This is a genomic window from Bacteroides sp. 3_1_23, from assembly GCF_000162555.1.
GTDB classification, from domain to species: domain Bacteria; phylum Bacteroidota; class Bacteroidia; order Bacteroidales; family Bacteroidaceae; genus Bacteroides; species Bacteroides ovatus.
Genome location: NZ_GG774949.1, coordinates 2,274,560 through 2,299,004, shown reverse-complemented (window position 1 = coordinate 2,299,004; position 24,445 = coordinate 2,274,560). Strand labels below are relative to the sequence as shown.

16 protein-coding genes are annotated in these 24,445 nt (G+C 39.5%); 14 read left to right on the top strand and 2 right to left on the bottom strand.

The window, feature by feature from the left end; translation table 11 throughout:
* Positions 1–59 precede the first annotated feature (59 nt).
* Positions 60–1,625, bottom strand: a complete 1,566-nt coding sequence (locus HMPREF9010_RS15235; RefSeq protein ID WP_004325544.1) for an ATP-binding protein — start codon at positions 1,623–1,625, stop codon at positions 60–62.
* A gap of 154 nt (positions 1,626–1,779) precedes the next feature.
* On the opposite strand from HMPREF9010_RS15235, the gene HMPREF9010_RS15240 reads away from it, so the two are divergent.
* The 8 genes from HMPREF9010_RS15240 (at position 1,780) to HMPREF9010_RS15275 (ending at position 10,428) form a co-directional block, all read left to right on the top strand.
* Positions 1,780–2,436, top strand: a complete 657-nt coding sequence (locus HMPREF9010_RS15240) for a DUF2490 domain-containing protein (protein WP_008648351.1) — start codon at positions 1,780–1,782, stop codon at positions 2,434–2,436.
* 306 nt (positions 2,437–2,742) lie between these two features.
* Positions 2,743–4,647, top strand: a complete 1,905-nt coding sequence (locus tag HMPREF9010_RS15245; protein ID WP_032852527.1) for a fimbrillin family protein — start codon at positions 2,743–2,745, stop codon at positions 4,645–4,647.
* 73 nt (positions 4,648–4,720) lie between these two features.
* Positions 4,721–5,212 carry a PaaI family thioesterase gene (locus HMPREF9010_RS15250; RefSeq protein WP_004296910.1) on the top strand — a complete coding sequence of 164 codons (492 nt, stop codon included), beginning with the start codon at positions 4,721–4,723 and terminating at the stop codon, positions 5,210–5,212.
* A gap of 258 nt (positions 5,213–5,470) precedes the next feature.
* A complete protein-coding gene (gene hisG, locus HMPREF9010_RS15255) occupies positions 5,471–6,322 on the top strand; it encodes an ATP phosphoribosyltransferase (protein WP_004296908.1) in 852 nt (283 codons plus the stop codon).
* 41 nt (positions 6,323–6,363) lie between these two features.
* Complete coding sequence (hisD, locus tag HMPREF9010_RS15260) at positions 6,364–7,653, top strand: histidinol dehydrogenase (protein WP_008648347.1); 1,290 nt, start codon at positions 6,364–6,366, stop codon at positions 7,651–7,653.
* On the top strand, positions 7,613–8,710 hold the full coding sequence (gene hisC, locus HMPREF9010_RS15265) for a histidinol-phosphate transaminase (protein WP_008648343.1): 1,098 nt from the start codon (positions 7,613–7,615) through the stop codon (positions 8,708–8,710). Before hisD ends, hisC begins: the two co-directional genes overlap by 41 nt.
* 3 nt (positions 8,711–8,713) lie before the next feature.
* Entirely contained in the window at positions 8,714–9,838 is a 1,125-nt protein-coding gene (gene hisB, locus HMPREF9010_RS15270) for a bifunctional histidinol-phosphatase/imidazoleglycerol-phosphate dehydratase HisB (protein ID WP_004296905.1), read from the top strand.
* A gap of 29 nt (positions 9,839–9,867) precedes the next feature.
* Complete coding sequence (locus HMPREF9010_RS15275) at positions 9,868–10,428, top strand: dual specificity protein phosphatase family protein (protein ID WP_032852633.1); 561 nt, start codon at positions 9,868–9,870, stop codon at positions 10,426–10,428.
* A gap of 117 nt (positions 10,429–10,545) precedes the next feature.
* Here the strand turns inward: HMPREF9010_RS15275 and HMPREF9010_RS15280 are convergent, their stop codons facing one another.
* Positions 10,546–12,471, bottom strand: coding sequence for an NAD(+) synthase (locus HMPREF9010_RS15280; protein ID WP_008648332.1), 1,926 nt, complete (start codon positions 12,469–12,471; stop codon positions 10,546–10,548).
* A gap of 646 nt (positions 12,472–13,117) precedes the next feature.
* On the opposite strand from HMPREF9010_RS15280, the gene HMPREF9010_RS15285 reads away from it, so the two are divergent.
* The 6 genes from HMPREF9010_RS15285 to HMPREF9010_RS15310 are packed head-to-tail and all read left to right on the top strand — an operon-like array spanning position 13,118 to position 24,441.
* The gene (locus tag HMPREF9010_RS15285; protein WP_004305989.1) at positions 13,118–16,051 is read left to right on the top strand and encodes a SusC/RagA family TonB-linked outer membrane protein; all 2,934 of its coding nucleotides are present in this window, start codon (positions 13,118–13,120) and stop codon (positions 16,049–16,051) included.
* 12 nt (positions 16,052–16,063) lie between these two features.
* The gene (locus tag HMPREF9010_RS15290) at positions 16,064–17,584 is read left to right on the top strand and encodes a RagB/SusD family nutrient uptake outer membrane protein (RefSeq protein WP_004305990.1); all 1,521 of its coding nucleotides are present in this window, start codon (positions 16,064–16,066) and stop codon (positions 17,582–17,584) included.
* A gap of 25 nt (positions 17,585–17,609) precedes the next feature.
* Entirely contained in the window at positions 17,610–18,500 is an 891-nt protein-coding gene (locus HMPREF9010_RS15295) for a DUF4984 domain-containing protein (protein WP_004305993.1), read from the top strand.
* 19 nt (positions 18,501–18,519) lie between these two features.
* Positions 18,520–20,037, top strand: a complete 1,518-nt coding sequence (locus tag HMPREF9010_RS15300) for a DUF5003 domain-containing protein (protein ID WP_008648330.1) — start codon at positions 18,520–18,522, stop codon at positions 20,035–20,037.
* A gap of 12 nt (positions 20,038–20,049) precedes the next feature.
* Positions 20,050–22,707, top strand: coding sequence for a DUF4458 domain-containing protein (locus tag HMPREF9010_RS15305; protein WP_008648329.1), 2,658 nt, complete (start codon positions 20,050–20,052; stop codon positions 22,705–22,707).
* 27 nt (positions 22,708–22,734) lie between these two features.
* Positions 22,735–24,441: a BACON domain-containing protein gene (locus tag HMPREF9010_RS15310; RefSeq protein ID WP_008648328.1), complete on the top strand. Its 1,707-nt coding sequence runs from the start codon at positions 22,735–22,737 to the stop codon at positions 24,439–24,441.
* Positions 24,442–24,445: the final 4 nt, after the last annotated feature.

The window sequence follows — 24,445 nt, the reverse complement described above, 5'->3', positions numbered from 1 at the left end:
ATCGGTTTTTATTTCGGGAAGTTCGTAGCTACGATTCTTCCCGAAATGTTTTATCATATTTACCTCGTCTCTACCAGCCAACGATTGATATTGCGAGTTTCCGCACTAAATTCCACTCCGATTTTTATTATTTCCCGATGGTCTTTCTGATAAGGAATCAGATATCCTTTCTCGTCAATTTGCTTCATCGCTTCTTCTGCTGTTCCATTTAATTTGAACTCAAACACATAGACATATTTCGGCGTTTTAACCATAGCATCGGCACGTCCACGGGTGCTGCGCACTTCCGCTTCCGTGAATTGTCCCATCAATTTGAATACGAGATAGAAGATAACCTGATAGTGGCGTTCAGTCTGGTCATTCAATTCATACGGAATATCGGCAAAGAAAGCTTCCAGACGGGTGAGGAAAGATTCGTAATCACCTTTCTCCAATTCATCAATGAATTTTCCAATATAAAATCCCTGATCATTGTTCTTCATCGGAGTGTAGAATGGCACAAGAAAGTTAATGAATCCGTAACGTACCTCATCGTTAGGAAAGTCAAGTAAATAATTATTGAACCGTCTGTCGTAATCCTTAATAGTCAAATATCCACTTTGATAAATCAGCGGTACGGGATTATTAGCATCCATTCTGTATTCTGCAAAAGAAGATGCAGGTGCTTCTATGCCATTTAATAAAGTACGGAGATCATACTCACTTTTTTGCAGTAGTTCAACCAAAAATGTCGGTGTGCCAGTCTGGAACCAATAGCTACCCAACTCCAGTTTGCTGAAAGCATTCAACACACTGAACGGATTGAATACTCCTGCACCATCCGGATGAAAATGATAGCCGTCATAGTTGCGTTCCATTGCTGTGACTACCTCTTCTGGAGTCTGATGATTTTTGTGCCCGAAAACTTCAATTTCGGGTTCGAAAGTACTCTTTAGTTCTTCACGGGTGATGCCGCAAAGTGTGGCGTAAGAATAGTCGAGACTAATATCATTCAACTGATTCAAATCGCTGAATACGCTGACTTGTGAGAACTTCGTAACTCCGGTCAGGAAAACAAAACGGAGATATGCGTCGGCGCTTTTTAGTACTCCATAAAAGGCTTTTAATGTCTGACGATAGTCTTCGAATAATTTCGGACGGGTAATAGCCTGCAAAAGCGGTTTGTCGTATTCGTCCACCAATACGACGACACCTTTTCCTGTTTTCAAGGAAGCTTGTTCGATTACATAACTAAAGCGCTCCTCAGGGCTACGGTCTTTTTTCTCATTGCCGTAAATAGCTTCCCATTTTTCTAAATATTGGTTTAGCATTGCAATTAAATCTGCTGCCGTTTCATATTTTTTGGCATTCAGATCAAGATGTAGAACAGGATGTTGTTCCCATTTCGTCTCCAGTTGTTCAATAGCCAAACCATCGAATAGCTCTTTTTTTCCTTGAAAATAAGCATCGAATGTAGAAATTAATAAGCTTTTACCAAAGCGACGCGGTCTGCTTAGAAAATATGGTTTTCCTAGGTTAGCCATACGCCATACAAGTGCAGTTTTATCCACATAAAGATAATTGTCCTTCCGTATCCCTTCGAATGTTTGTATTCCAATAGGAAGTTTACGCATCAAGTTGTCCATATCCGATGATTTTAGAGTTTCTTACGCAAAGATACAATATGCAAATGAGAATTTAGACAGAATACGAATATAATCTTTTCAGAATCTTTTCAGTATCATGCTTTTTCTTTGCGTAGAATAATTTACTATCTTTGCTACTTTAACCCGAAAATCAATGAGTAGAATATTATTAAATACTAAGACTTGGCTATTATTTGCGCTGTTGCTTGGAATATCATTTTCTGCATGGGCACAAAGTGACGATTTCAATACATGGACTAAATTCAAGGTAAATCATAAGATAGATTCCCGGTTTTCAGTTTCAGGTGATTTGGAATTGCGCATGAAAGATGATGTGAGTAAATTGGATCGTTGGGGGCTGACTGTTGGCGGAAGTTACCGACCCTATTCATTTTTGAATCTGGGGGTTGGCTATGAAACCCATCTTCGGAATTTGGGTGACTCGGACTGGAAGTTCAGGCATCGCTATCATATAACTGCTACTGTCAGTTTTCGTTATCAATGGTTGAAAGTAGCTGTAAGGGAAAGATTTCAGCAGACTTTTGATCGTGGCAACTCTGAAACTCGTTTGCGTTCCCGCTTGAAATTATCTTATGCTCCTACAAAAGGAATTGTTTCTCCCTATTTCTCTGTTGAAATCTATCAGAGTTTGGATGACGTTTCTTTTTGGAGAGCCGATCGTATGCGTTATCGTCCCGGAGTAGAAATAGCTTTGGCCAAACGTTGGTCGTTGGATGCATTCTATTGTTATCAATATGCATCTTCGCAAGGCAGACACATTGCCGGAATAGAAGTGGGATATTCTTTCTGAAATTAGCAGGCTCTTAATATAATAATGTGAGAGTTTAATTCTTTGTTCCTGACTAGTCGTTTGTAACTTGTTGATTGTTTGCGTTATAGATGAAAATGTGAAATTTTCCTATAGAAACTATACTCCGACTTAATATAATTATATACTTTTGCTTTCAAGACATCAAAATGATATCTTGAAATTGATGATTCCTCAGTACAACAGACGTGTTGTTCAGTATCCCATAACCGAAAGCGAATACTTCCTCTTATGCTATTCTTTCTGTTCAATCAAAAGTTTCTATTGGGAAATTAAAAAATAAATATGATGAAACTATTTTATAACCTACAAAGGGGCGTGGGTTTACTTGTTTTTTGTACTATCTTGCTTAGTGCTTGTGTGAACCATATTTCGGAAGAAGAGGAGGATAGTGTTAATAATGGAGATATTCCATTGAAATTTATTGCCGATATTCGTGAATCAGTTGGTACCCGTATGGCAAATAATAACTTTGCTGAAGGGGATGAAGTCGGTCTGTTTGCTCTTGCCGGAACCACTACAATGCAAGAAGAACGTTATGTGGATAATCTTCATTTCATACGTTCATCCAATGGTGAGTTTGAATCTAACGAGTCGGTATACTATCCGGATGATGGAGTTACATTGAATTTAATCAGTTATTATCCTTATCAAAAGAGTGGCGTGGGGATAGGGGAGAGTACCATGCAGGTGGCGGTTTCAACGACTCAAAATATTCCTGACGATTATTCACATTCTGATTTCCTAATTGCTTCTAAAGAAGAGGTCTTAGCCAGTAAGGAGGCGGTCGCTCTGACCTATAATCATCAGTTTTTTCGTCTGAAAATTGTTCTTATTCCTGGAGAGGGGGAGAATTTGGAAGATATGTTATCCGTTAAGCCTACGCTTTCGGTGAGTGGCTTTTATACTAAAACAAGTTATGATTTTCAGAAAAAGACTTTCTCTGGTTATTCCGAAGAGAAAGATATTATTCCTGCAGGAGAATGGGAGATAAAAGACGGACGACTGATAGGAAAGGAATTTATTTTGATACCGCAGGAGGCGACTTCGGGATACCAATACATAACGTTGGAAGCTGCAGGAAAGCTATATACAAGCCCATTACTATCTACTTTACAATTAAAAAGTGGAAAGCAGCGCGAATTGGAAATAAAGTTTGTATCAGCCGAAGATGTATTAATGAGCAAAGTGAATGGGGAAATCGGAGATTGGGACGGAACCGAAATAGATCATACAGAATCAGTCACGCTTCATAAATACATAGATGTTTCGAAGTTAACTTTTGAAAAGTCGAATGTGTATAAAGTGTTACATTCGGGAAAGCAAGTAGCCGAAATATGTAAGGAGTATCTTGTTACTCCGGAATTTTCTTCGCAGGCAATCGTTGCCTATCCGATGAAAAAAGATGGTAGTGTGGACTTATCTCAAGGTGTTGTAGCACAGTTGCTAGGGAAATCCGGAAAAGTGAATGGAGGAAGCGTATCATGGAATATGGAAGATTACTCATTGGCCTATGTTGACGGAACTTTGCCGATTCGTAATAATGTATATGTGATGGCAAACGGAACCGTTTCTTTATCTGTTACGACAGCAGATGACGTACTATCTGTTTTGGTTTTGGAAGATATCGTTCGTGATGTACGTGGAGGAATCATTCATAATTATCCGTTAGTGAAGATTGGAACACAATATTGGATGCGGGATAATCTGGAGGCATCTTCGTATGTTGGCGGTGAAGCACTTCCCAGACTGGATGCAGTGACAGCGAATGTTGTCGGATATCTGCAATCTACTGCGGAACACTATTTTTATACAGCTAATGTAGTACTTTCTAATAAAATTCTACCTATTCATTGGAGTATACCGGATTGGAAAGACTGGAACATTTTAAAAGACTATCTGAATGGAGAGGCTTCTTTGCTGAAATCAGGTACTTGGTTACCTTTGAAAGCGGGAGAACAGGTACAGCCTGCAACTAATTTATCCGGTTTTAATGGAATACCTGTAGGAATGTATGTGGGGGCTTTTCAAACTGATTACGAGAAAAAACATCTGGCATATTGGACACTGGATAATGCAAATGCCGCTATCGATATCAAGGTTTTCTATCTGAAAAGTGATACGGATATCATTGAAGAATCTAATGCAGGTGTTGATACAAAAGCCTTTGCCATTCGTTGCATCAGAAAGTAAATCGACGAAAAAGGCTTCTCTTTTCCATAAATTGCTTATATTTGGGAAGTAAAACTAACTAAAAGAGAGAACTATGAAGAAGATAATAAACCCCTGGAAAGGTTTGGAAGGGTACAACTGCTTTGGTTGTGCTTCCAATAATGAAGCCGGATTAAAAATGGAATTTTACGAAGATGGTGACGAAGTGGTAAGCATTTGGAAACCACGTCCCGAATATCAAGGCTGGATTGATACCTTGCATGGCGGTATTCAAGCTGTCTTGATGGATGAAATCTGTGCCTGGGTTATACTTCGTAAACTACAAACCACGGGGGTGACGTCGAAGATGGAAACTCGTTACCGAAAATCGATTGATACCAAAGATTCTCATATCGTATTACGCGCGTCTATTAAAGAGGTAAAGCGGAACATCGTTATTGTTGAAGCAAAGTTATATAATAAGGATGGAGAAGTCTGTACAGAATCAGTTTGTACTTACTTTACTTTCTCGAAAGAAAAGTCGAAAGATGAAATGCATTTTTCGAAATGTGATGTAGAATCGGAAGAGATATTACCATTAATTTGAAATAAAAACTTAAGTTTTTGTGATAAATGTTTGGTAGTATCAAACAAATACTTTACTTTTGTCGCAGTTAATAAAAGAAATATGAAATATACAGCTACACATCATCATCATCATTTTCCTAACGAATAATCGGTGGGCGTGGATGATATTGTGTATAACTATATAAACGATAACGAAGGCTTACCGAATGCGGTAAGCCTTTTTTGTTTTTCAACGCAGATTGTATTTGTAATTAATAATTAGTAATTAAATAAAGTCATGTTAAGAATCGCAGTACAAGCCAAAGGACGTCTCTTCGAAGAGACAATGGCACTTTTAGAAGAGTCAGATATCAAGTTAAGCACTACTAAACGTACCTTGTTGGTACAGTCTTCTAACTTTCCTATCGAAGTTCTATTTCTTCGTGATGATGATATTCCGCAAACGGTAGCTACCGGGGTGGCTGATTTGGGAATTGTTGGTGAGAACGAGTTTATGGAAAAGGAGGAAGATGCGGAAATTGTCAAACGTCTGGGATTCAGCAAATGTCGTCTGTCACTGGCTATGCCGAAGGATATTGAATATCCCGGTTTGTCATGGTTTGAAGGCAAGAAGATTGCTACCTCTTATCCGGTTATTCTTCGTAACTTCCTGAAAAAAAATAGCGTAAATGCCGAAATACATGTGATAACCGGTTCGGTAGAGGTGTCTCCGGGTATTGGATTGGCTGATGCCATTTTTGATATTGTAAGTTCCGGTTCTACTTTGGTCAGCAACCGCTTGAAAGAAGTGGAAGTTGTAATGAAGTCGGAAGCATTGTTGATTGGCAACAAGAACATGAGCGAAGAGAAAAAAGAAGTGCTCGAAGAATTGCTGTTCCGTATGAACGCAGTAAAAACGGCTGAAGATAAAAAATATGTATTGATGAATGCTCCAAAAGACAAACTGGAAGAAATCATAGCTGTATTGCCCGGTATGAAGAGTCCTACAGTGATGCCATTGGCACAGGAAGGCTGGTGTTCTGTTCATACAGTACTTGATGAAAAACGTTTTTGGGAAATTATCGGAAAATTGAAAGGACTGGGAGCAGAAGGTATTTTGGTACTGCCGATTGAAAAGATGATTGTATAAATAGATAGGAACGAAAATTCGTTCCTGATAAAATATGAACCATGAAATTGATTAAATATCCCTCAAAAGAGCAATGGACAGAACTTTTGAAACGTCCGGCACTAAATACGGAAAGTTTGTTCGATACTGTTCGTTCTATTATAAATAAGGTAAGGACAGAAGGCGATAAAGCAGTATTGGAATATGAGGCTGCTTTTGATAAAGTAACCTTGTCCGCACTTGCTGTGACTCCTGAAGAGGTTCAAGCCGCCGGGACATTAGTAAACGATGAACTGAAAGCTGCCATTTCTTTAGCTAAACAAAACATTGAAACATTCCACTCTTCCCAGCGTTTTGTCGGGAAGAAGGTAGAGACAATGAATGGGGTAACTTGCTGGCAAAAATCAGTGGGAATCGAAAAGGTCGGCTTATATATTCCGGGTGGAACAGCACCGCTTTTCTCGACTGTATTAATGTTGGCTGTTCCGGCTAAAATCGCAGGATGCAAGGAAATCGTACTTTGTACGCCTCCCGATAAAAATGGAAATATTCATCCGGCTATCCTTTTTGCTGCGCAACTGGCAGGTGTCAGCAAAATATTCAAGGCTGGTGGTGTGCAAGCTATTGCCGCTATGGCCTATGGAACGGAGAGTGTACCCAAAGTATATAAGATATTTGGCCCCGGCAATCAATATGTGACAGCTGCCAAACAGTTAGTAAGCCTGCGTGATGTAGCTATTGATATGCCTGCCGGTCCTTCAGAAGTGGAAGTCTTGGCTGATGCATCTGCCAATCCGGTTTTTGTAGCAGCAGATCTTTTGTCACAGGCAGAGCACGGAATAGATAGCCAGGCTATATTGATTACCACTTCCGAGAAACTTCAAACAGAGGTGATGGAAGAAGTGGAGCGTCAATTAGCAGAACTTCCCCGTCGTGAAATTGCGGCGAAATCACTGGAGAATAGTAAATTGATTTTAGTGAAGGATCTGGATGAAGCATTGGAACTGACTAACGCGTATGCTCCGGAACATCTAATCATAGAAACGGAGAACTATATGGAAGTGGCCGAACGTGTGATAAATGCAGGTTCTGTCTTCTTAGGTTCATTAACTCCCGAGAGTGCCGGCGACTATGCTTCCGGAACGAATCACACCTTGCCGACCAACGGTTATGCCAAAGCCTATAGTGGTGTAAGTCTGGATAGTTTTATCCGTAAGATTACATTTCAGGAAATTCTCCCGGAAGGAATAAAAGCTATCGGTCCTGCTATTGAAGAGATGGCGGCTAATGAACAGCTGGATGCACATAAAAATGCCGTCACAGTTCGTCTCAAAGCAATTCAAAATTTATAATTTAAAACTTAAAGAAGTGAAAACGTTACAAGAACTAACCCGACCGAATATCTGGAAATTAAAACCCTACTCTTCGGCACGAGATGAATATAAAGGAGTTACAGCCTCTGTTTTCCTGGATGCAAACGAAAACCCCTACAATACACCTCATAACCGCTATCCGGATCCTATGCAGTGCGAACTGAAGACGTTGTTGTCGAAAATCAAAAAAGTATCCCCCGAGCATATTTTTCTTGGAAACGGTAGCGATGAAGCCATCGACTTGGTTTTTCGTGCATTCTGCGAACCGGGAAAAGATAATGTCGTAGCCATCGACCCTACTTATGGTATGTATCAGGTTTGTGCCGATGTGAACAATGTGGAATATCGGAAAGTATTACTGGATGATGACTTCCAGTTCTCTGCCAATAAACTGCTGGCGGCTACCGACGAACACACCAAATTGATTTTCCTTTGCTCGCCTAATAACCCGACAGGTAATGATTTGCTTCGTTCTGAAATTGTAAAGGTACTTTGTCAGTTCGAAGGATTGGTGATGTTGGATGAGGCTTACAATGATTTTTCCCAGGCTCCGTCTTTCCTCGAAGAGCTGGATAAATATCCCAACCTTGTCGTATTCCAAACATTCTCCAAGGCTTGGGGATGTGCTGCAATTCGCTTGGGAATGGCTTTTGCTTCCAAAGAAATTATAGACATTCTTAGTAAAATCAAATATCCCTATAATGTCAATCAGTTGACTCAACAACAAGCTATTTCTATGTTGCATAAGCACTATGAGATAGAACGTTGGGTGAAAACGTTGAAGGAAGAGCGTGATTATCTGGAAGCGGAATTTGAAAAACTTCCATGTACCATTAAACTGTTCCCGTCCGATGCGAATTTCTTTTTGGCAAAAGTGACGGATGCCGTGAAAATCTATAATTATTTGGTAGGGGAAGGAATAATAGTGCGTAATCGCCATAACATTTCACTTTGCTGCAACTGTTTGCGTGTGACTGTCGGTACTCGTGTCGAAAATAATACCCTATTGGCAGCTCTTAAAAACTATCAAGGATAATTTATGAAGAAGAAAGTATTATTTATCGATAGAGATGGCACGTTGGTGATCGAACCTCCTGTAGATTACCAACTCGACTCATTGGAAAAACTGGAATTCTATCCGAAAGTATTCCGTAATTTGGGCTTTATCCGCAGTAAGCTCGATTTTGAATTTGTGATGGTCACTAACCAGGATGGATTGGGTACACCTTCTTTTCCGGAAGAAACATTCTGGCCTGCCCATAACTTGATGCTTAAAACATTGGAAGGGGAGGGGATTACTTTTGATGAGATTCTGATAGACCGTAGTTTTCCTGAAGATAATGCGCCCACCCGCAAACCGCGTACCGGAATGTTGACGAAGTATCTGGATAATCCGGAATACGATCTTGCCGGAAGTTTTGTAATAGGCGATCGTCCCACAGATGTGGAACTTGCCAAAAATATCGGTTGCCGGGCAATTTATTTGCAAGACTCGACCGAAGCTCTGAAAGAAAAAGGATTAGAAGAAGTCTGTGTTCTTGCAACTACTGATTGGGATCGGATAGCCGAATTCCTTTTTGCCGGAGAACGGAAAGCGGAAGTACGTCGTACTACAAAAGAAACAGATATTTATGTTGCTTTGAATCTTGATGGAAATGGAACTTGTGACATTTTTACCGGTCTTGGCTTTTTCGATCACATGCTTGAGCAGATTGGAAAACATTCTGGCATGGACTTAACCATCCGTGTTAAAGGAGATTTGGAAGTAGATGAACATCATACGATCGAAGACACTGCTATCGCACTGGGCGAATGTATCTATCAGGCTTTAGGTAGCAAACGAGGGATTGAACGTTATGGCTATGCCTTACCGATGGATGATTGTCTTTGTCAGGTTTGTCTGGACTTCGGTGGTCGTCCCTGGTTAGTTTGGGATGCTGAATTCAAGCGTGAGAAGATAGGAGAGATGCCGACGGAAATGTTCCTTCATTTCTTTAAGTCACTAAGTGACGCGGCAAAGATGAATTTGAACATCAAAGCGGAAGGACAGAATGAACATCATAAGATAGAAGGAATTTTTAAAGCCCTTGCCCGTGCTTTGAAAATGGCAATTAAAAGAGATATCTATCATTTTGAACTTCCATCTAGTAAGGGTGTGCTTTAATGTTTTTTAGAATCATATCCATATTGCTTATGCAAAAGCAAATCCCACTATGCTTATTGGCGATAGTCTTATCCGTCTCTCTTTTCGGTCAAAATCTGAAAGCGGATAAGATTATTCTGTTTGATAGTGATTTGACAAATTTGTATCAAATAGATTCGGGCGTATATCGTTCGGAGCAACCTTCAAAAGAGGGCTTTAAAGCTTTAGAAAAGTATGGTATTGGAGAAGTACTTAATCTACGAAACAGACATAGTGATGATGACGAAGCAAAAGGAACAAGTATAAAACTTCACCGGGTAAAAACTAAAGCACATTCGATTAGTGAAAAGCAATTGATACAGGCATTACGCATTATTAAAAATCGTAAAGCGCCTATTGTTTTCCATTGTCACCACGGCTCTGACCGTACAGGGGTTGTTTGTGCGTTTTATCGTATCATTTTTCAGAATGTTTCAAAAGAAGATGCAATCCATGAAATGACTGAAGGAGGCTATGGCTTTCATCGAATTTATAAGAATATTATTAGAAGAATCAAGGAAGCAAATGTGGAGCAAATAAGAAAAGAAGTAATGGAAGGTGGAGAGTTATAATATGCCATATCTTTACCATCGCTCTGTCACAGCTGTGCCACCGTATTGGCACAACCATGCCATCATGCTGGCACAGTTGTGCCAATGCGGTGGCACAAGCCTATTGATAGGACGTCCTTACAAAGCCTCTATTTCTTTAAGCCACATGGCTGAACTGGCATCGCTCGGCATTCTCCAATCTCCTCTCGGGCTGATAGAAATACTTCCTACTTTAGGACCGTCCGGCAAGCAAGAACGCTTGAACTGTTGATTAAAGAAACGACGGAAGAAGGTAGAAAGCCATTTCTTGATGGTTTTTTCATCATACATATCTTTGAATGCAATATTTGCCAGATAGAATATCTTGGAAGGCCGGAAACCGAAACGTAAGAAATAATATAGGAAGAAGTCATGTAGTTCATAAGGACCCACCAAATCTTCTGTTTTCTGTTTAATTTCTCCGTTTTCATCTGCCGGAATCAGTTCCGGACTGATGGGAGTATCTACAATATCGAGTAAAGTCGCTTTCGAATTTTCATCCATGCCATTTACTGCCACCCATTGTACCAAGTATTTTACGAGAGTTTTAGGGACACTCGCATTCACTCCATACATGGACATATGATCGCCATTATATGTTGCCCATCCTAGTGCAAGTTCTGATAAATCTCCTGTACCAATAACCATTCCCCAAGTCTGGTTCGCCACATCCATCAATATTTGTGTACGTTCGCGTGCTTGAGAATTTTCGTATGTGACATCGTGTACATTAATATTATGGTCTATATCCTTAAAATGTTGAATGCAAGCATCTTTGATACTGATTTCACGAATAGAGATACCCAGCGATTTCATTAGATCGATGGCATTATGATAAGTACGGTCGGTCGTTCCGAATCCTGGCATCGTAATGCCGAGAATATCCTTTCTGGACAATCCCAACTTATCAAAAGTCTTCACACATACAAGTAATGCCAATGTTGAATCCAACCCGCCAGAGATACCGATTACAGCAGTTTTAGCTCCTGTATGGACAAGCCTTTGTGCCAATCCCGCTACCTGTATGGAGAACACTTCTTCACAATGTTCATTTAGCTCTATTCCTTGCGGTACAAAAGGATGAGAATTAAACTTCCGGGTTAAGGTTAGCTCTTTGCTGTTGACAAATTCAGTCGCAATAGAAACCGCCTTTTTATCCCCTAAGTTTGCTTGATTAGCTGCAAAGGTTGTATTTATCCTGCGTTCTGCCCGGATACGTTCCACATCAATTTCGCTGATAATCAGCTGTTCTTTCATGCTGAAACGTTCGCTGTGTGCAAGCAGTGAACCGTTTTCATAAATGAACCCGTTACCGGCAAAAACTACATCGGTAGTAGATTCTCCAAAGCCACAAGACGAGAATACATATCCGGCAATACAACGTGCAGATTGTTGGCTGATGAGAGAACAAAGATAATTATTCTTTCCAATACCTTCATTATCAGCAGACATATTGAAAAGAATTTCTGCACCTTGCAGTGCTAATGAAGAACTCGGAGGTATAGTAGACCAAAGGTCCTCGCATATCTCGATGCCAAAAGTCGTATCTGAAGTCTCAAAAAGCAGATTAGAACCTATCGGAACGATTTGTCCACAGAGACGTACACTATTTGTTGTCAACTGAAGCGCCGAAGTAAACCAGCGCTGTTCGTAGAATTCTTTATAATTCGGCAGATAGGTCTTGGCGGCAACTCCCAACACTTTCCCTTTCTGAATCACTACGGCTGCATTGATTACTGTCGAATTGACACCGACAGGCATACCAACAATAGAAATGATGTCTAATTGGCGAGTGTTATTCAGAATTTGAATCAGCCCCATTTCTGCTTCTTCCAGCAAAAGTTGTTGTCCGAACAGGTCGCCACACGTATATCCTGTGATACTCATTTCCGGGAAAATAATGATCTGCACTCCTTTTCCTTCAGCCACTGCAATCAGACTTTCTATCTTCTCTACATTGAATTTGCAGTCGGCCACTTTTACGTGTGGCACAGCTGCGGCTACTTTTACAAATCCGTAGTTCATCTTATACCTTATTTATATATAATGGGTGCAAAAATAGGAAATAGTTTTGAATAATTATCTTTTCTGTGTTGAATCCTCTCAATAAGCTATTTGGTATGAGTTACGATATTGTTGTTTAAACAATTAAAACAGCTATTAAAATGAACGTTAATATTTAATTATCCTTGAAATATACTATGGATTTACTTCTTTAATGGACTATATGTACTTAAATATGTAGCAAAAAGACATTAGTGGAAATATGGTATAAAATATGCGACATATAGTTTCATTTATTTAAATATAATATATATCTTTGTAGGCAAAATAAAACGATATTGAAGTACACCTAAACAGAACAAGTGATATTAGTGTTTAATTTATAACTTAAGAGAGCAGATGGTCAAACCTTTAATTCACACAGCAACAACACGAAAAGTCTATTTGGATATTTGGCGCAATATTAAGAATTTGCCAAGTTAGTCTATTCCTATTCTATATTTATAGATAATAATAGCCTATCCCGGGTCGGTGCAGAATATGCTTAAAACCGATTTTGGGGGAAGGGGTGTATTGTTATTTCCTACGCAAAGATAAGCGTATTCCTCATTGTAGATAAATCTATAAAAATAAATCAATTTCATTAATTTTAATTCAAGTATCAAAGATGAGAAAATCAATTCTCTTGTTTGTACTCTTTACTCTGACAAGTATCCCCCTGTTGCTTTTTGCGCAGGGTGGATATCAGGTAACCGGACATATTATCTCGGCGGAAGATAATCAGCCGATGATTGGTGTGTCTGTTCTGGAGAAGGGTACAACAAACGGAGTAATTACCGATATCAATGGTAATTACAGTATCACAGTGACGAAGTCTCCTGCTACTTTGCAGTTCTCTTATGTCGGTATGAAAACGATAGATAAGCAGGTGACTGCTTCTACTCGTATAAATTTGACAATGGAAAACGATGCACAGATGGTGGAAGAAGTGGTAGTTGTCGCGTATGGTGTACGTAAGAAAGGAACAATCGCAGGTTCTGTATCTACGGTAAAAGCTGAAAAGATGGAAGATGTTCCTGCTCCGAGTTTCGACCAGGCACTGCAAGGACAGGCGCCAGGATTAATGGTGCTTTCTGATTCTGGTGAACCCAGTAAGGCAGCCACTTTTCGTATTCGCGGAACAAATTCAATTAATTCGGGAAAAGATCCTCTTTTTATATTGGATGGAGTAGCTATTTCAAGTTCGGATTTCAATACAATTAGTCCTAATGATATTGAAAGTATTTCAGTATTAAAAGATGCTTCTTCTACTTCTATTTATGGGGCACGTGCTTCCAATGGTGTGGTCGTTATTACATCCAAGCGCGGGCGTATGGGGGAAGCGGCTAAGGTTACTTTCCGTACACAGCTCGGATTTTCTCAACTAGCCTCAAAAGATTGGGATCAGATGAATACGGATGAACGCATTCAATTTGAGAAAGAAGTTGGACTGGATAAAGGACAAGATTATGAAAAGTTGAGTAAGACAAATATCAACTGGCTGGATAAAGTGTACAATGATACTGCCCCTTTGCAGAATTACGAGTTATCTGTAAACGGAGGCACGGAGAAATTGAATTATTATGTTTCAGGAAGTTATTACGATCAAGATGGCATTGCAGTAGGGTCTACATTCGAACGTGTCGGTTTTCGCGCCAATGTAGAGGCAAAAGCTAATAAATGGTTGAAGATAGGAACAAATTCAATGTTTGCCTATCAGGAAGTTGAACAGAGTGATGATGGAGAGTATGCGTTATGGGCTCCTATTTCCGCGTCTTTTTTTATGTTGCCTTACTGGAACCCTTATAAGGAAGATGGAAGTCTGGCACTTCAGGATGACGGGAGTTGGAAGGGAACGACAGAAAATCCGTTGGCATGGATGGCAAATAATCCGTTGTCGAATAAGAAATACAAACTTTTATCCACTTTTTATGCCGAGGTTACTCCGGTAAAGAATCTGACAATCCGTTCACAGCTAAGTGCTGATTATGGTCATACTACCTCTTTTTATCAAAGTTTCCCCAGTTACAAGCCAAATAATAATTATGGAGGTGCGCAGCGTAGCTCGTTTGATATGCTTAACCTGATGATTACAAATACGGCAAACTACCGTTTTATGTTGAATGATGTTCATTCATTCAATTTTATGGTTGGTCAGGAAGGTGAAAACTATCATTATGAAGGTTTCCAGTTAACTACTCGGGGACAGACAAATGATATTTTGACAAACTTAGCTTCAGGCTCAACTGCTTCATCATGGTCAGATCCTGTCACAGAATATTCTTTTCTCTCTTTCTTTGCCCGGGGCGAATACAATTATGATGACCGTTACTATGCTGATTTCTCGATTCGTGGGGATGGATCTTCACGTTTTGGTACCGATAACCATTGGGGAGCTTTCTGGTCAGTCGGTTTTATGTGGAACCTTCGTAAGGAGAAGTTCATGCAAAAATATGATTGGCTTACTAATGCGCAAATTGCGGTTAATACAGGTACATCCGGTAATTCTTCTATTAATAACTATGAGCATCTGGCTTTAGTTTCCGGTGGATATAAGTATGATAACGAATCAGGTATTGCAATTTCCCAGTTAGGAAATGAAGAATTGAGTTGGGAGTCTACATGGGCTACTAATGTGGCGTTGCATTTAGGTTTTATTGATCGTATCAATTTGGATGTGGAGTTTTATAATAAGAAAACGACCAATATGTTGATGGCGGTTCCTATTTCTTATACATCTACCGGTTTTGGGACTCGTTGGGATAATGTGGGAGCCATGCGGAATCGTGGTGTAGAAATTAATGTCGGCGCAGATGTACTCCGCATCAAAGACTTTAAATGGAATGTGAATGCCAATGTATCCTATAATAAAAATGAAATAACCGAGCTCTATAATGGGGTGACAGAATATGTAGCTTCCGATACCGGTAGAATGGTTGCGGTAGGTCATCCGTTAGGAGAATTTTATCTGAACCGTTATGCGGGAGTTAATCCGATTAATGGAGATGCTTTATGGTATACCAAAGACGGTGAAATTACTACGGAATATAATGAAAGCGACAAGGTGATGCTGGGCAAAACACATGAAGCTCCCTGGCAAGGTGGTTTTGGTACTACACTTTCCTGGAAGGGATTTTCACTTTCCGCACAGTTCACATGGGTGGCTGATCGCTGGATGCTTAACAACGACAGAGTCTTTCAGGAGAGTAACGGACTGTTCAGTGCCTATAACCAGTCAAAACGTATGCTTTACGACCGATGGAAAAAACCGGGAGATGTGACTGATATTCCCCGTTATGGAGTAACTCCCCAACTGGATTCACGATTCCTTGAAGATGCATCTTTCCTGCGTCTAAAGAATTTGATGCTCAGCTATACGTTCCCACAGAAATGGTTGAAGCGGACTAGCTTTTTGAATAGTGCCCGTATTTATGCGCAGGGACAGAATTTGTTGACATTTACAAATTTCACGGGTATGGATCCGGAGTCTACGTCCAATGTGTATAAGGCCCAATATCCGATGTCACGTCAGTTCACATTCGGACTGGAAGTTTCATTCTAAAATAAATCAGTGATGATAAGAAAAATAAAATTATATATAGCTTTGGTTGCGGTATTGCTTTCGGCATCTTCCTGTCTTGACAAATATCCGCAAGATGCTATTCCGCAAGATGATGCTATTAAAACAGTGAGCGATGTGCGTCAAGCTTTGATCGGTATTTATGCGCAGTTTAAAAACAGCAGCCTATATAGCGGTTACTTGACCTTGTTGCCTGATATTCAGGCAGATCAGGTGTACGCTGTTAAAGGATATACAAATGTCTATGGTGATGTATGGCGTAATGAGATATTAGCTATCAATAAACAGGTGGAATATGTGTATGGTGGTTTGTATGCCGTTATCGGACGTTGTAATTTCGTTCTTGATAACATGGCTGCCGTAGAAGCGGCTACTTCCGATGACGAACAACTGGATAAGTTGGATAACTACAAGGGACATATTTATTTTGCCCGTGCGCTGGCTTATTCGGAACTGCTGAAGTGTTTCTGTAAAGCTTATGACAGTGATGAAGAGGCTGCCAATGAACTGGGAGTTGTATTACAGTCCAGTTACGTTAATCCGGGACCTGTAAAACGTGCTTCTTTAAAAGATTCCTATCAGTTTGTTTTGGATGATTTGGCTAAAGCTGCCGAATATCTGGCTGCGGATGATGATGATACTGCGGTTATCTATAATTCTGCATATTTCACGGTTGGTACAGTCAATGCTTTGTATGCTCGTATGTACCTGTATATGCAGAAGTGGGAGAAGGCCGTTGAGTATGCCACTAAAGTGATAGATAGTAAGAAGTATGCATTAGCTGATGCTACAAAGAACAGTTATTCGGTTACTTACAATGATTTTGCGTATATGTGGCAGTATGATAATTCTACTGAAATCATCTGGAAAGTAATGTTTGAGGTAAATTCCTATGGAGGCGCATTGGGTACCGTATTCCTCAATTATGATTATACATCTTATAAACCGGATTATGTACCGGCTAAATGGGTATTGGATGCCTATGCTAATGCTGATTTACGCTACAATGCCTATTTTGGTTCGGTAACAACCGGCTTCTCCCATGCGTTAACCTGGCCGCTTTTGATCAAATATATGGGTAATCAGGATTTTATAAGCCAAAGAGTATTATGTGTTTCCATGCCGAAGCCGTTTCGGTTGGCAGAGCAATATTTAATTCGTGCAGAGGCTTATTGCCGGATGGGAACAGCTTATTATGGAAAAGCCGGAATTGATATTTCTACTTTACGTATGGCTCGTTATTCTTCCTACGGTGGTTCTACCACACTAACAGAAGAGAACTGGTTTAAGACTGTCAGTGAAGAACGTATGAAAGAACTCTTTATGGAAGGTTTCCGCCTTAATGACTTGAAACGTTGGCATGAGGGATTTGAACGTAAAGAACAAACCTCGACTGTCTCTCCGGGCAATACGCTGAAGTTGGAGAAAGACGATCCGCGTTTTGTATGGCCTATCCCGCAACATGAGTTGGATGCTCCAGGTGTGGATTTAATGCCTAATGAAAGCAATAAATAATGTATAAAGATAATATAGAGAAACAATGAAACTATTAATAACAGGAATAGTAGCACTGATAACGCTGGCTGTCGGATTCTGGGGATGTAATGATCTCTCCCGAACGACTTACAGCGGTTCCGACTACGTGATGTTCTCCGATACATTATCTATGTATCCGGTGCAGGACAGCGAGAAATGGTTTGAAATTCCGGTAGTAGCTACAAATATATGCGATTATGACCGTTCTTTTGGCGTAGAAGTAGACGATAAGGCTAGTAATGCAATTGAAAAAAAGCAATATGTGGTTGAATCAAATACGGTAACCATTAAAGCAGGGGAACGGGTAGCAAAGTTCCGGATGAAAGGTGTTTATGAGAATATAGGTAAAACCGACTCTTTATCGGTTACGTTCAATTTGCTTGCGAAAGATGAAAATATATGGGATTTGTACGGTACACGTACTCGTGTTCAAATGCAAAAAGCATGTCCTTTCGAACTTAGTACATTTGAAGGCTATTGTCTATTGACTTCTTCTTTCTTTAGTGCATATATGACGAATACAGAACATCGATTATTACAAGCGGAAAGAGACAAGGCTGAAGATAATACTATCATATTACATGATTTCTTCTATAAGAATTATGATCTTAAAATTAAGTATGATCCTTCCGATCCGTTAAAACCATTTGTAGAGTTTGATGAACAAATTATAGGTAGTACAGCAGAAGCTTTCGGAACTATTTATGGCAATGGAAAACTAATGTGTGATCAGCCTGTAGCATACGATTCTTATTACAATGTATGCCAGAAATTTGTAATCCTATATACAACTATTTATGTGGTGGGTAAAGGTACGGTAGGTACTTATGTGAATATTTTGGAGTGGATTAGTGATGAAGAAGCGGAGCAGTATAAAAAAGAGGAAGGACTCTAAACTATAATCGGAAATAAATATGAAAGATATAATAAAATATTATTTGCAATTGATTGTGTTGGCGTTCTGTCTCTTCACGTCTGCTTGTAGTGATGATGATGAGACTGCAACACCTGTGTTCCCGGATTTACAGAAAATAGAATGTGAAGTCGGGGATGTCAAGACGCTGACTTTTAAAGCTATTGATAACTGGATATTGACTTCTTCGTCGTTGTGGTGCTATTTTGAACAGGAGGGTGAACAGACCTTCACTTGTTCAGGTGGTGCTGGCGAACAGACTGTCACCATTCATATTAGTGATGATGCTACGGAACTGATGAAATCCTATAAGGCGGAACTGACAATGACGATGGCGGGAAGTCGGCAGGTAATAGCAGAAGTAACGCGTCTGTCTATTGGTTATGAAGTTCGGGCTTTCAATGCGGATAAATCTGTAATGTATACAGAGGAAAATCCCTTTGTGATCAATTTCGATGGAACTGACATATTAGTGTTGGATGCCAATGAAGATTGGGTGTTGAAAGATAAACCTGAATGGATGGAGTTCAATCGCAGTAGCGAAGTTATATCCGGTAGGGCAGGAGATAATGTCAAGATGACCCCGCAGATGATAACGCAATATAAAAAGAATGAAATTACCGGCTTTTTGACAACTGAAAGTAGAAGTGGAGCCATTGCAAAAGTTCCTGTGAAGTATGAAGGCATCCCTGCTGATAGGATTATTGGTACTCTGACAGGTAATATAGAGGCTTCGGCTGATGGAGAAAGTTATACTGTAGGGAATGATAGCTATGATTCGGAAGGAGTTCCTGTGACGGTAATGGCTAAGAATGATGAATATACTTTGGTTTGTGTAGAATATCTGGAAGAACGGAATATGATGTGGGAGTATGAATACACCTATAAAATAATAGAAGGTGGTTCTGATCGTTGGCTTTGGGTAGATAATGATAAAAAAGGGAGTCTCAAAATAGCCGTAAGCCGGAATTCTTCGGAAAAAAGAAATGCCTATGTCTTAGCATTTCCTAATAGTGTATATGCTGAAATTAAGGACCAATTGTCCGATCTTGTTTTGCTTAAAACGGGTATTCCGCAAGCCTATGATGAAAATATTATAGCTAATGTGCTGCAAGCGGAAGATGCGAGTGCTTCTATGGGATTTGTGTTGAAGAATGGTGATGGTGGAGCATTGACCAATGTGACATTAACTTCTTATGCAGATAATGTTGGAGAAGAGCAAGCGATGGAGAAATATGGTACGAAGAATGTATGGATTGCATCATTGCCGTTGGGAATTAGTTTTGATCCTTTAATAATTGCTCCAAAAGGAATCACAATGACACATTATTTAATGGCTGTCAATTTCATAGATGGCTATAAATGGAATGGCATAGAAAAAGAAGAACCTTTTGTGGATGTGACTATTCATGGAATTGGTCCCGATGTAAATGGTGAAAAGGATATGGAATTGTCATTTATGGATTCTAGTGGAGAAGTTTATGCTGTATTAATAATATCCAAACGATATGAAGATTAATAGAATGATTTTATGAAAACAAAGATATTATTTATAAGAATGTTTGTCCTTTCCTGTATACTGTTTATTCTAGGGTTTACAGTAGGAAGTTGCTCTGACGACGATGATGCTGTGCTTCAGGCAGGATATGGATATGCTCAGTTCAAACTCTATAAGAGTGGGTTGGCAGAAACGAAAAAAACGCGTGCCAGTACGAATGAACTGAACTATTTGCGCGATGCGCAAAAAATGAAGATTGTACTCATCAATCAGGACGATGGTACTGAAGTTGTGCAGACTGTGGGTCTGGAGGCGATGGGAGATGATAGTGAATTTGGCCTGCGAAGTGAAAAACTTCAGTTGATGGCCGGAACCTACCAGATTGTTGGTTTCTACCTATTTAAAGCAGATGGAACAGCACAGGAATTGAAACAAATTCTTTCCGGAGAACCGTATGAAAAGACGATTATCACGGTGATCAATGGTGGATTGGCTGTACAAGATATACATGTGAAAGTCGTGAATCGAGGTATAGTGAAATTTACCGTGACTAAGAATTTTCTACCATCTACTCGTGCGACATTGGGAGAGGATTATCTGTTCTCTGATATTAAATATATTAATGTAACAGTACAGGAGCAATTTACAAAAAAGGATACGACTTTTAGTAATGTTAGTGTAGAATATACGGAGAAACTGGACGGCAATGGAACAAAAATATCCGTGGCCGTCAGTGATTCACTTTTCCGACTTCCTGCAGGTAAGTATAAAGTCAAGAATTATACGACCATTAAGAAAAACAAAAGTTCTTTGGAGTATGGAGAGGTGAATGGGGCTGATTTTGAAGTTTCGGATAATGTGACTACTGAAGTTAAAATTCCAGTTAATTTCAGTAAAACTACTGGCAGTATTAAAGATTATCTGATTCTGAAAGAAATTTGGGAAGCCCTGAAAGGTCCGGCTATTCCTGAAAAGAATCAAAAGGGATGGAGTTATTCCGGTGTTACATATCCTTTAGGAACTAACTGGGATTTTAATAAAGATATTGATTTATGGGGAGAGCAACCTGGCGTAGGATTGGATGAGAAAGGACGTGTCATAGGTCTTACTATTGGTGCGTTCGGTCCTGAAGGCGATATTCCAGCATCCTTAGGAGAATTGACGGAACTTAGAACATTGTCATTAGGTAATCACTCCGAACAAGTGGGTGATAATATTATTGAGAAAACAATAGGAACTGAACTGACTGAAGTACAGAAGAACTCTGTACGAAATGATTTTTATAATAAGTTCGTAAAAAAGGATATGGCATCATATTTCTCTGAACCTATACAAGCTGCGCTGAAATGGCAGAAAGAGGGGATACCTAGTCGTTTTTCACAGGCTGATGTAAAGAGCGAAGCCAGTCGTCCTTCTTTGAAGGATGTGCCGGTTAATCGGTTGACAAATGGAATACATAGAATTCCTGCTTCTATAGGAAATCTGGTAAATTTGCAATACTTATACATTGCCAATGGCAAATTTGAGGGATTTGAACCGGGTACTAATCTTAGCAAATTAGAAAATCTGACAGACCTCGAAATTTACAATTGTCCGTCAATGAAAAAACTTCCAGAGGAATTGCAACAATTACCTAACCTTCAATCATTCAATTTGGCGAGCAATCCGAATTTGGGAGATTTTCATGAGGATTTGGGCGAGTTTGTAGCTAGTGAAAATATAAGTAAGACATTACAAATATTTTATTTGACCTACAATAATCTGACTGTCTTACCGGATATGTCGATGGTGAAAAAACTGGGTAAACTGGATTGTGCATACAATAAGATTAAAAAGATTGAGAAAGCTTTCGGTAGCGATGTGGTCTTAGTGCAATTGTCAATGGATTATAATCAAATAGAAGAATTGCCGCGTGATGGAAGTGGAAGCTTCTGCGGATATGCAGATGTGGAGTCTTTCTCTTTTGCACATAATAAATTGAAAAAATTCCCGAATATATTTAGTTCACAATCTATATATGTAATGTCTTCGGTTAATTTCTCATTCAATGAGATAGATGGATTTGAAGGTGAGGAAGACGGTACATTTAAGGGCGTGAATGCTAATACGATTGCCTTAGGTGGTAATAAACTGAAAAAATTCCCGGATATACTATTCAAAACAAATTCTCAAGTGTCTGTTTTAGGATTGAACGGTAACGGTATAGAGGAGATTCCGAAAGGTACGTTTAGTGCTTCAAAATATTCTTATATGATGAAAACGCTGGACCTGACTTATAATAAGTTGTCGAAGTTGCCGGATGATTTCAACGGAAAGAACATGCCTTTCCTTTATGGAGTAGATATAAGTAACAACCGTTTTACGGAAGTTCCTACAGGTCCGATGGATGCAGCTACATTGACTGTTTACGCTGTCCGTAGCCAGCGCGATGAGAACGGTAATCGTTTGTTGAGAAAATGGCCGTCTAATATATCTTTATGTCCGAGTTTGCGGCAGTTCTGCATTGGTGGAAATGATTTGCGAAAGATTACTGATACGATTTCCCCGTATGTTATCGTTTTTGAGATAAAGGATAATCCAAATATCTCTCTTAATCTTTCCAATGTCTGCAATATGATTAAGGCAGGAGCGTATCTCCTTATCTATGATCCGGAACAGGATATTCGCGGATGTGATTATTTGAAAAATTAAATGGATAAATAATAAAAAAGAATCTATATGAAACCATTGTTTAATATATATTTATGCCTCTTTGCAAGTTTGCTTTTTATTGCAGCTTGTAATGATTCGGATGAAGAGGGGATTACTGGTTTCACCATTGACACTCAAGAAGTTACATTAGGTGCTACTGGAGGAATGGAGCCGGTAAAAGTGGCTTCAGGTACCAAATGGGTGGCAAAGGTAGACAAACCTTGGGTGAAGGTGATGCCCGCTAATGGTGTAGGAAGTACTAATTGTGAAATTGTAGTAGACTCTACGCTTTCTAATGACGTGCGACATGCTGTCGTGACATTTGTACCGGAAGGACAACCGAAACAGGAATTGAAAATACATCAGACCGGATATGGAAAGATGATTGGACTGGATAAATATGAAGTGGAAGTGCCCAATATGGGGAATGCAGATAAAAGATATTTTGATATATCAGTGACTACAAATGTCGAGTTTAAGGTTGATTATCCTTTGATAGGCTCTTGGGTAACTACTACTAAAAGAAATCCTGATATTTCATTGGATTATGGAGCTCGTCCCCGTACTATCAAGATGCGATTCAAGTGGGAGATGAATACAGACCCCCAAGAAAGAATTGCTTCTATAAAATTTCTTCCAGTGAACGAAGCTGATGAATTGGAGAAAGAAGTGACCTTGACGGTAAAGCAGGAAGCCGCACCGGAAATAACGGATGATAGAAGAGGAGATTCTATTGCTATTGTTATTGCAAGTACAAAATTGCGCTCAATGACTAACTGGGATGCTAGTGAACGTCTTGACTATTGGTTGGGGGTAACCGTTTGGGAAAAGACAGATAAAGGTGTAACACCCGAGCAGCTGGGACGTGTACGTTCCGTTGAATTCAGGATGCTGAATACAAAAGAAGAGTTACCTGCTGAAATCGGTAAAATTAAATATCTGGAAACGTTGGTTGTTTATGGTAACACGAACACTATGTTGCTCCCTTCTCCTTATCGGATTGGAAATGCATTGGCAGGATTAAAATATCTAAGGAATCTGACAATAAGTGCACTAGGTATTACAACAATCTCGAAAACAGAATTGGAAAGCTCGCGTAAAGACTTGATCACCTTGGATTTGAGTGGAAATAATTTCACGACTATTCCGTATGATTTGACTCCTGCTAATTTCCCGGGACTGCTCAATTTAAGTTTAACAGGTAATCGCCGTTATAGTACAATTACAGATTTAAGTACTGAAACGCGTGACAATCCAGGGTTATGTATAGATGCTTCTTCTTCTACATTAAAAAATTTATTGAAGTGGAAAAATCTGAAATCTTTATCATTATCTTATAATTTGATTTATGGTAAACTCCCAACATTTATTAATAGCTATAATGGTAGTCCTGAATATGGTGTATCTACTTACACAGATGAGGATATCCAGCAAAACGATACATTAATGAGTGCCAGCGAGGAGGTGAAAGCAAAACTAAAAACAATTCCGAATATTCTGCCTAATGCCGAACATTTCTCTATTAACTTGAATTTCTTGACTGGTGATGATTTGCCGGATTGGTTACTCTATCATCCACGTTTTGCGCGTTTTGATCCGTTTACCTTGATTTATACGCAAGATTCAGGTAAAGATAAGAGTGGCAATATTCCTGGTTTTAAGAATGAACCGTCAAATTTGGAATGGTTCTATGAACGTTATCCGAAAGCCAGACCTACATTAACAGATAATTGATTTT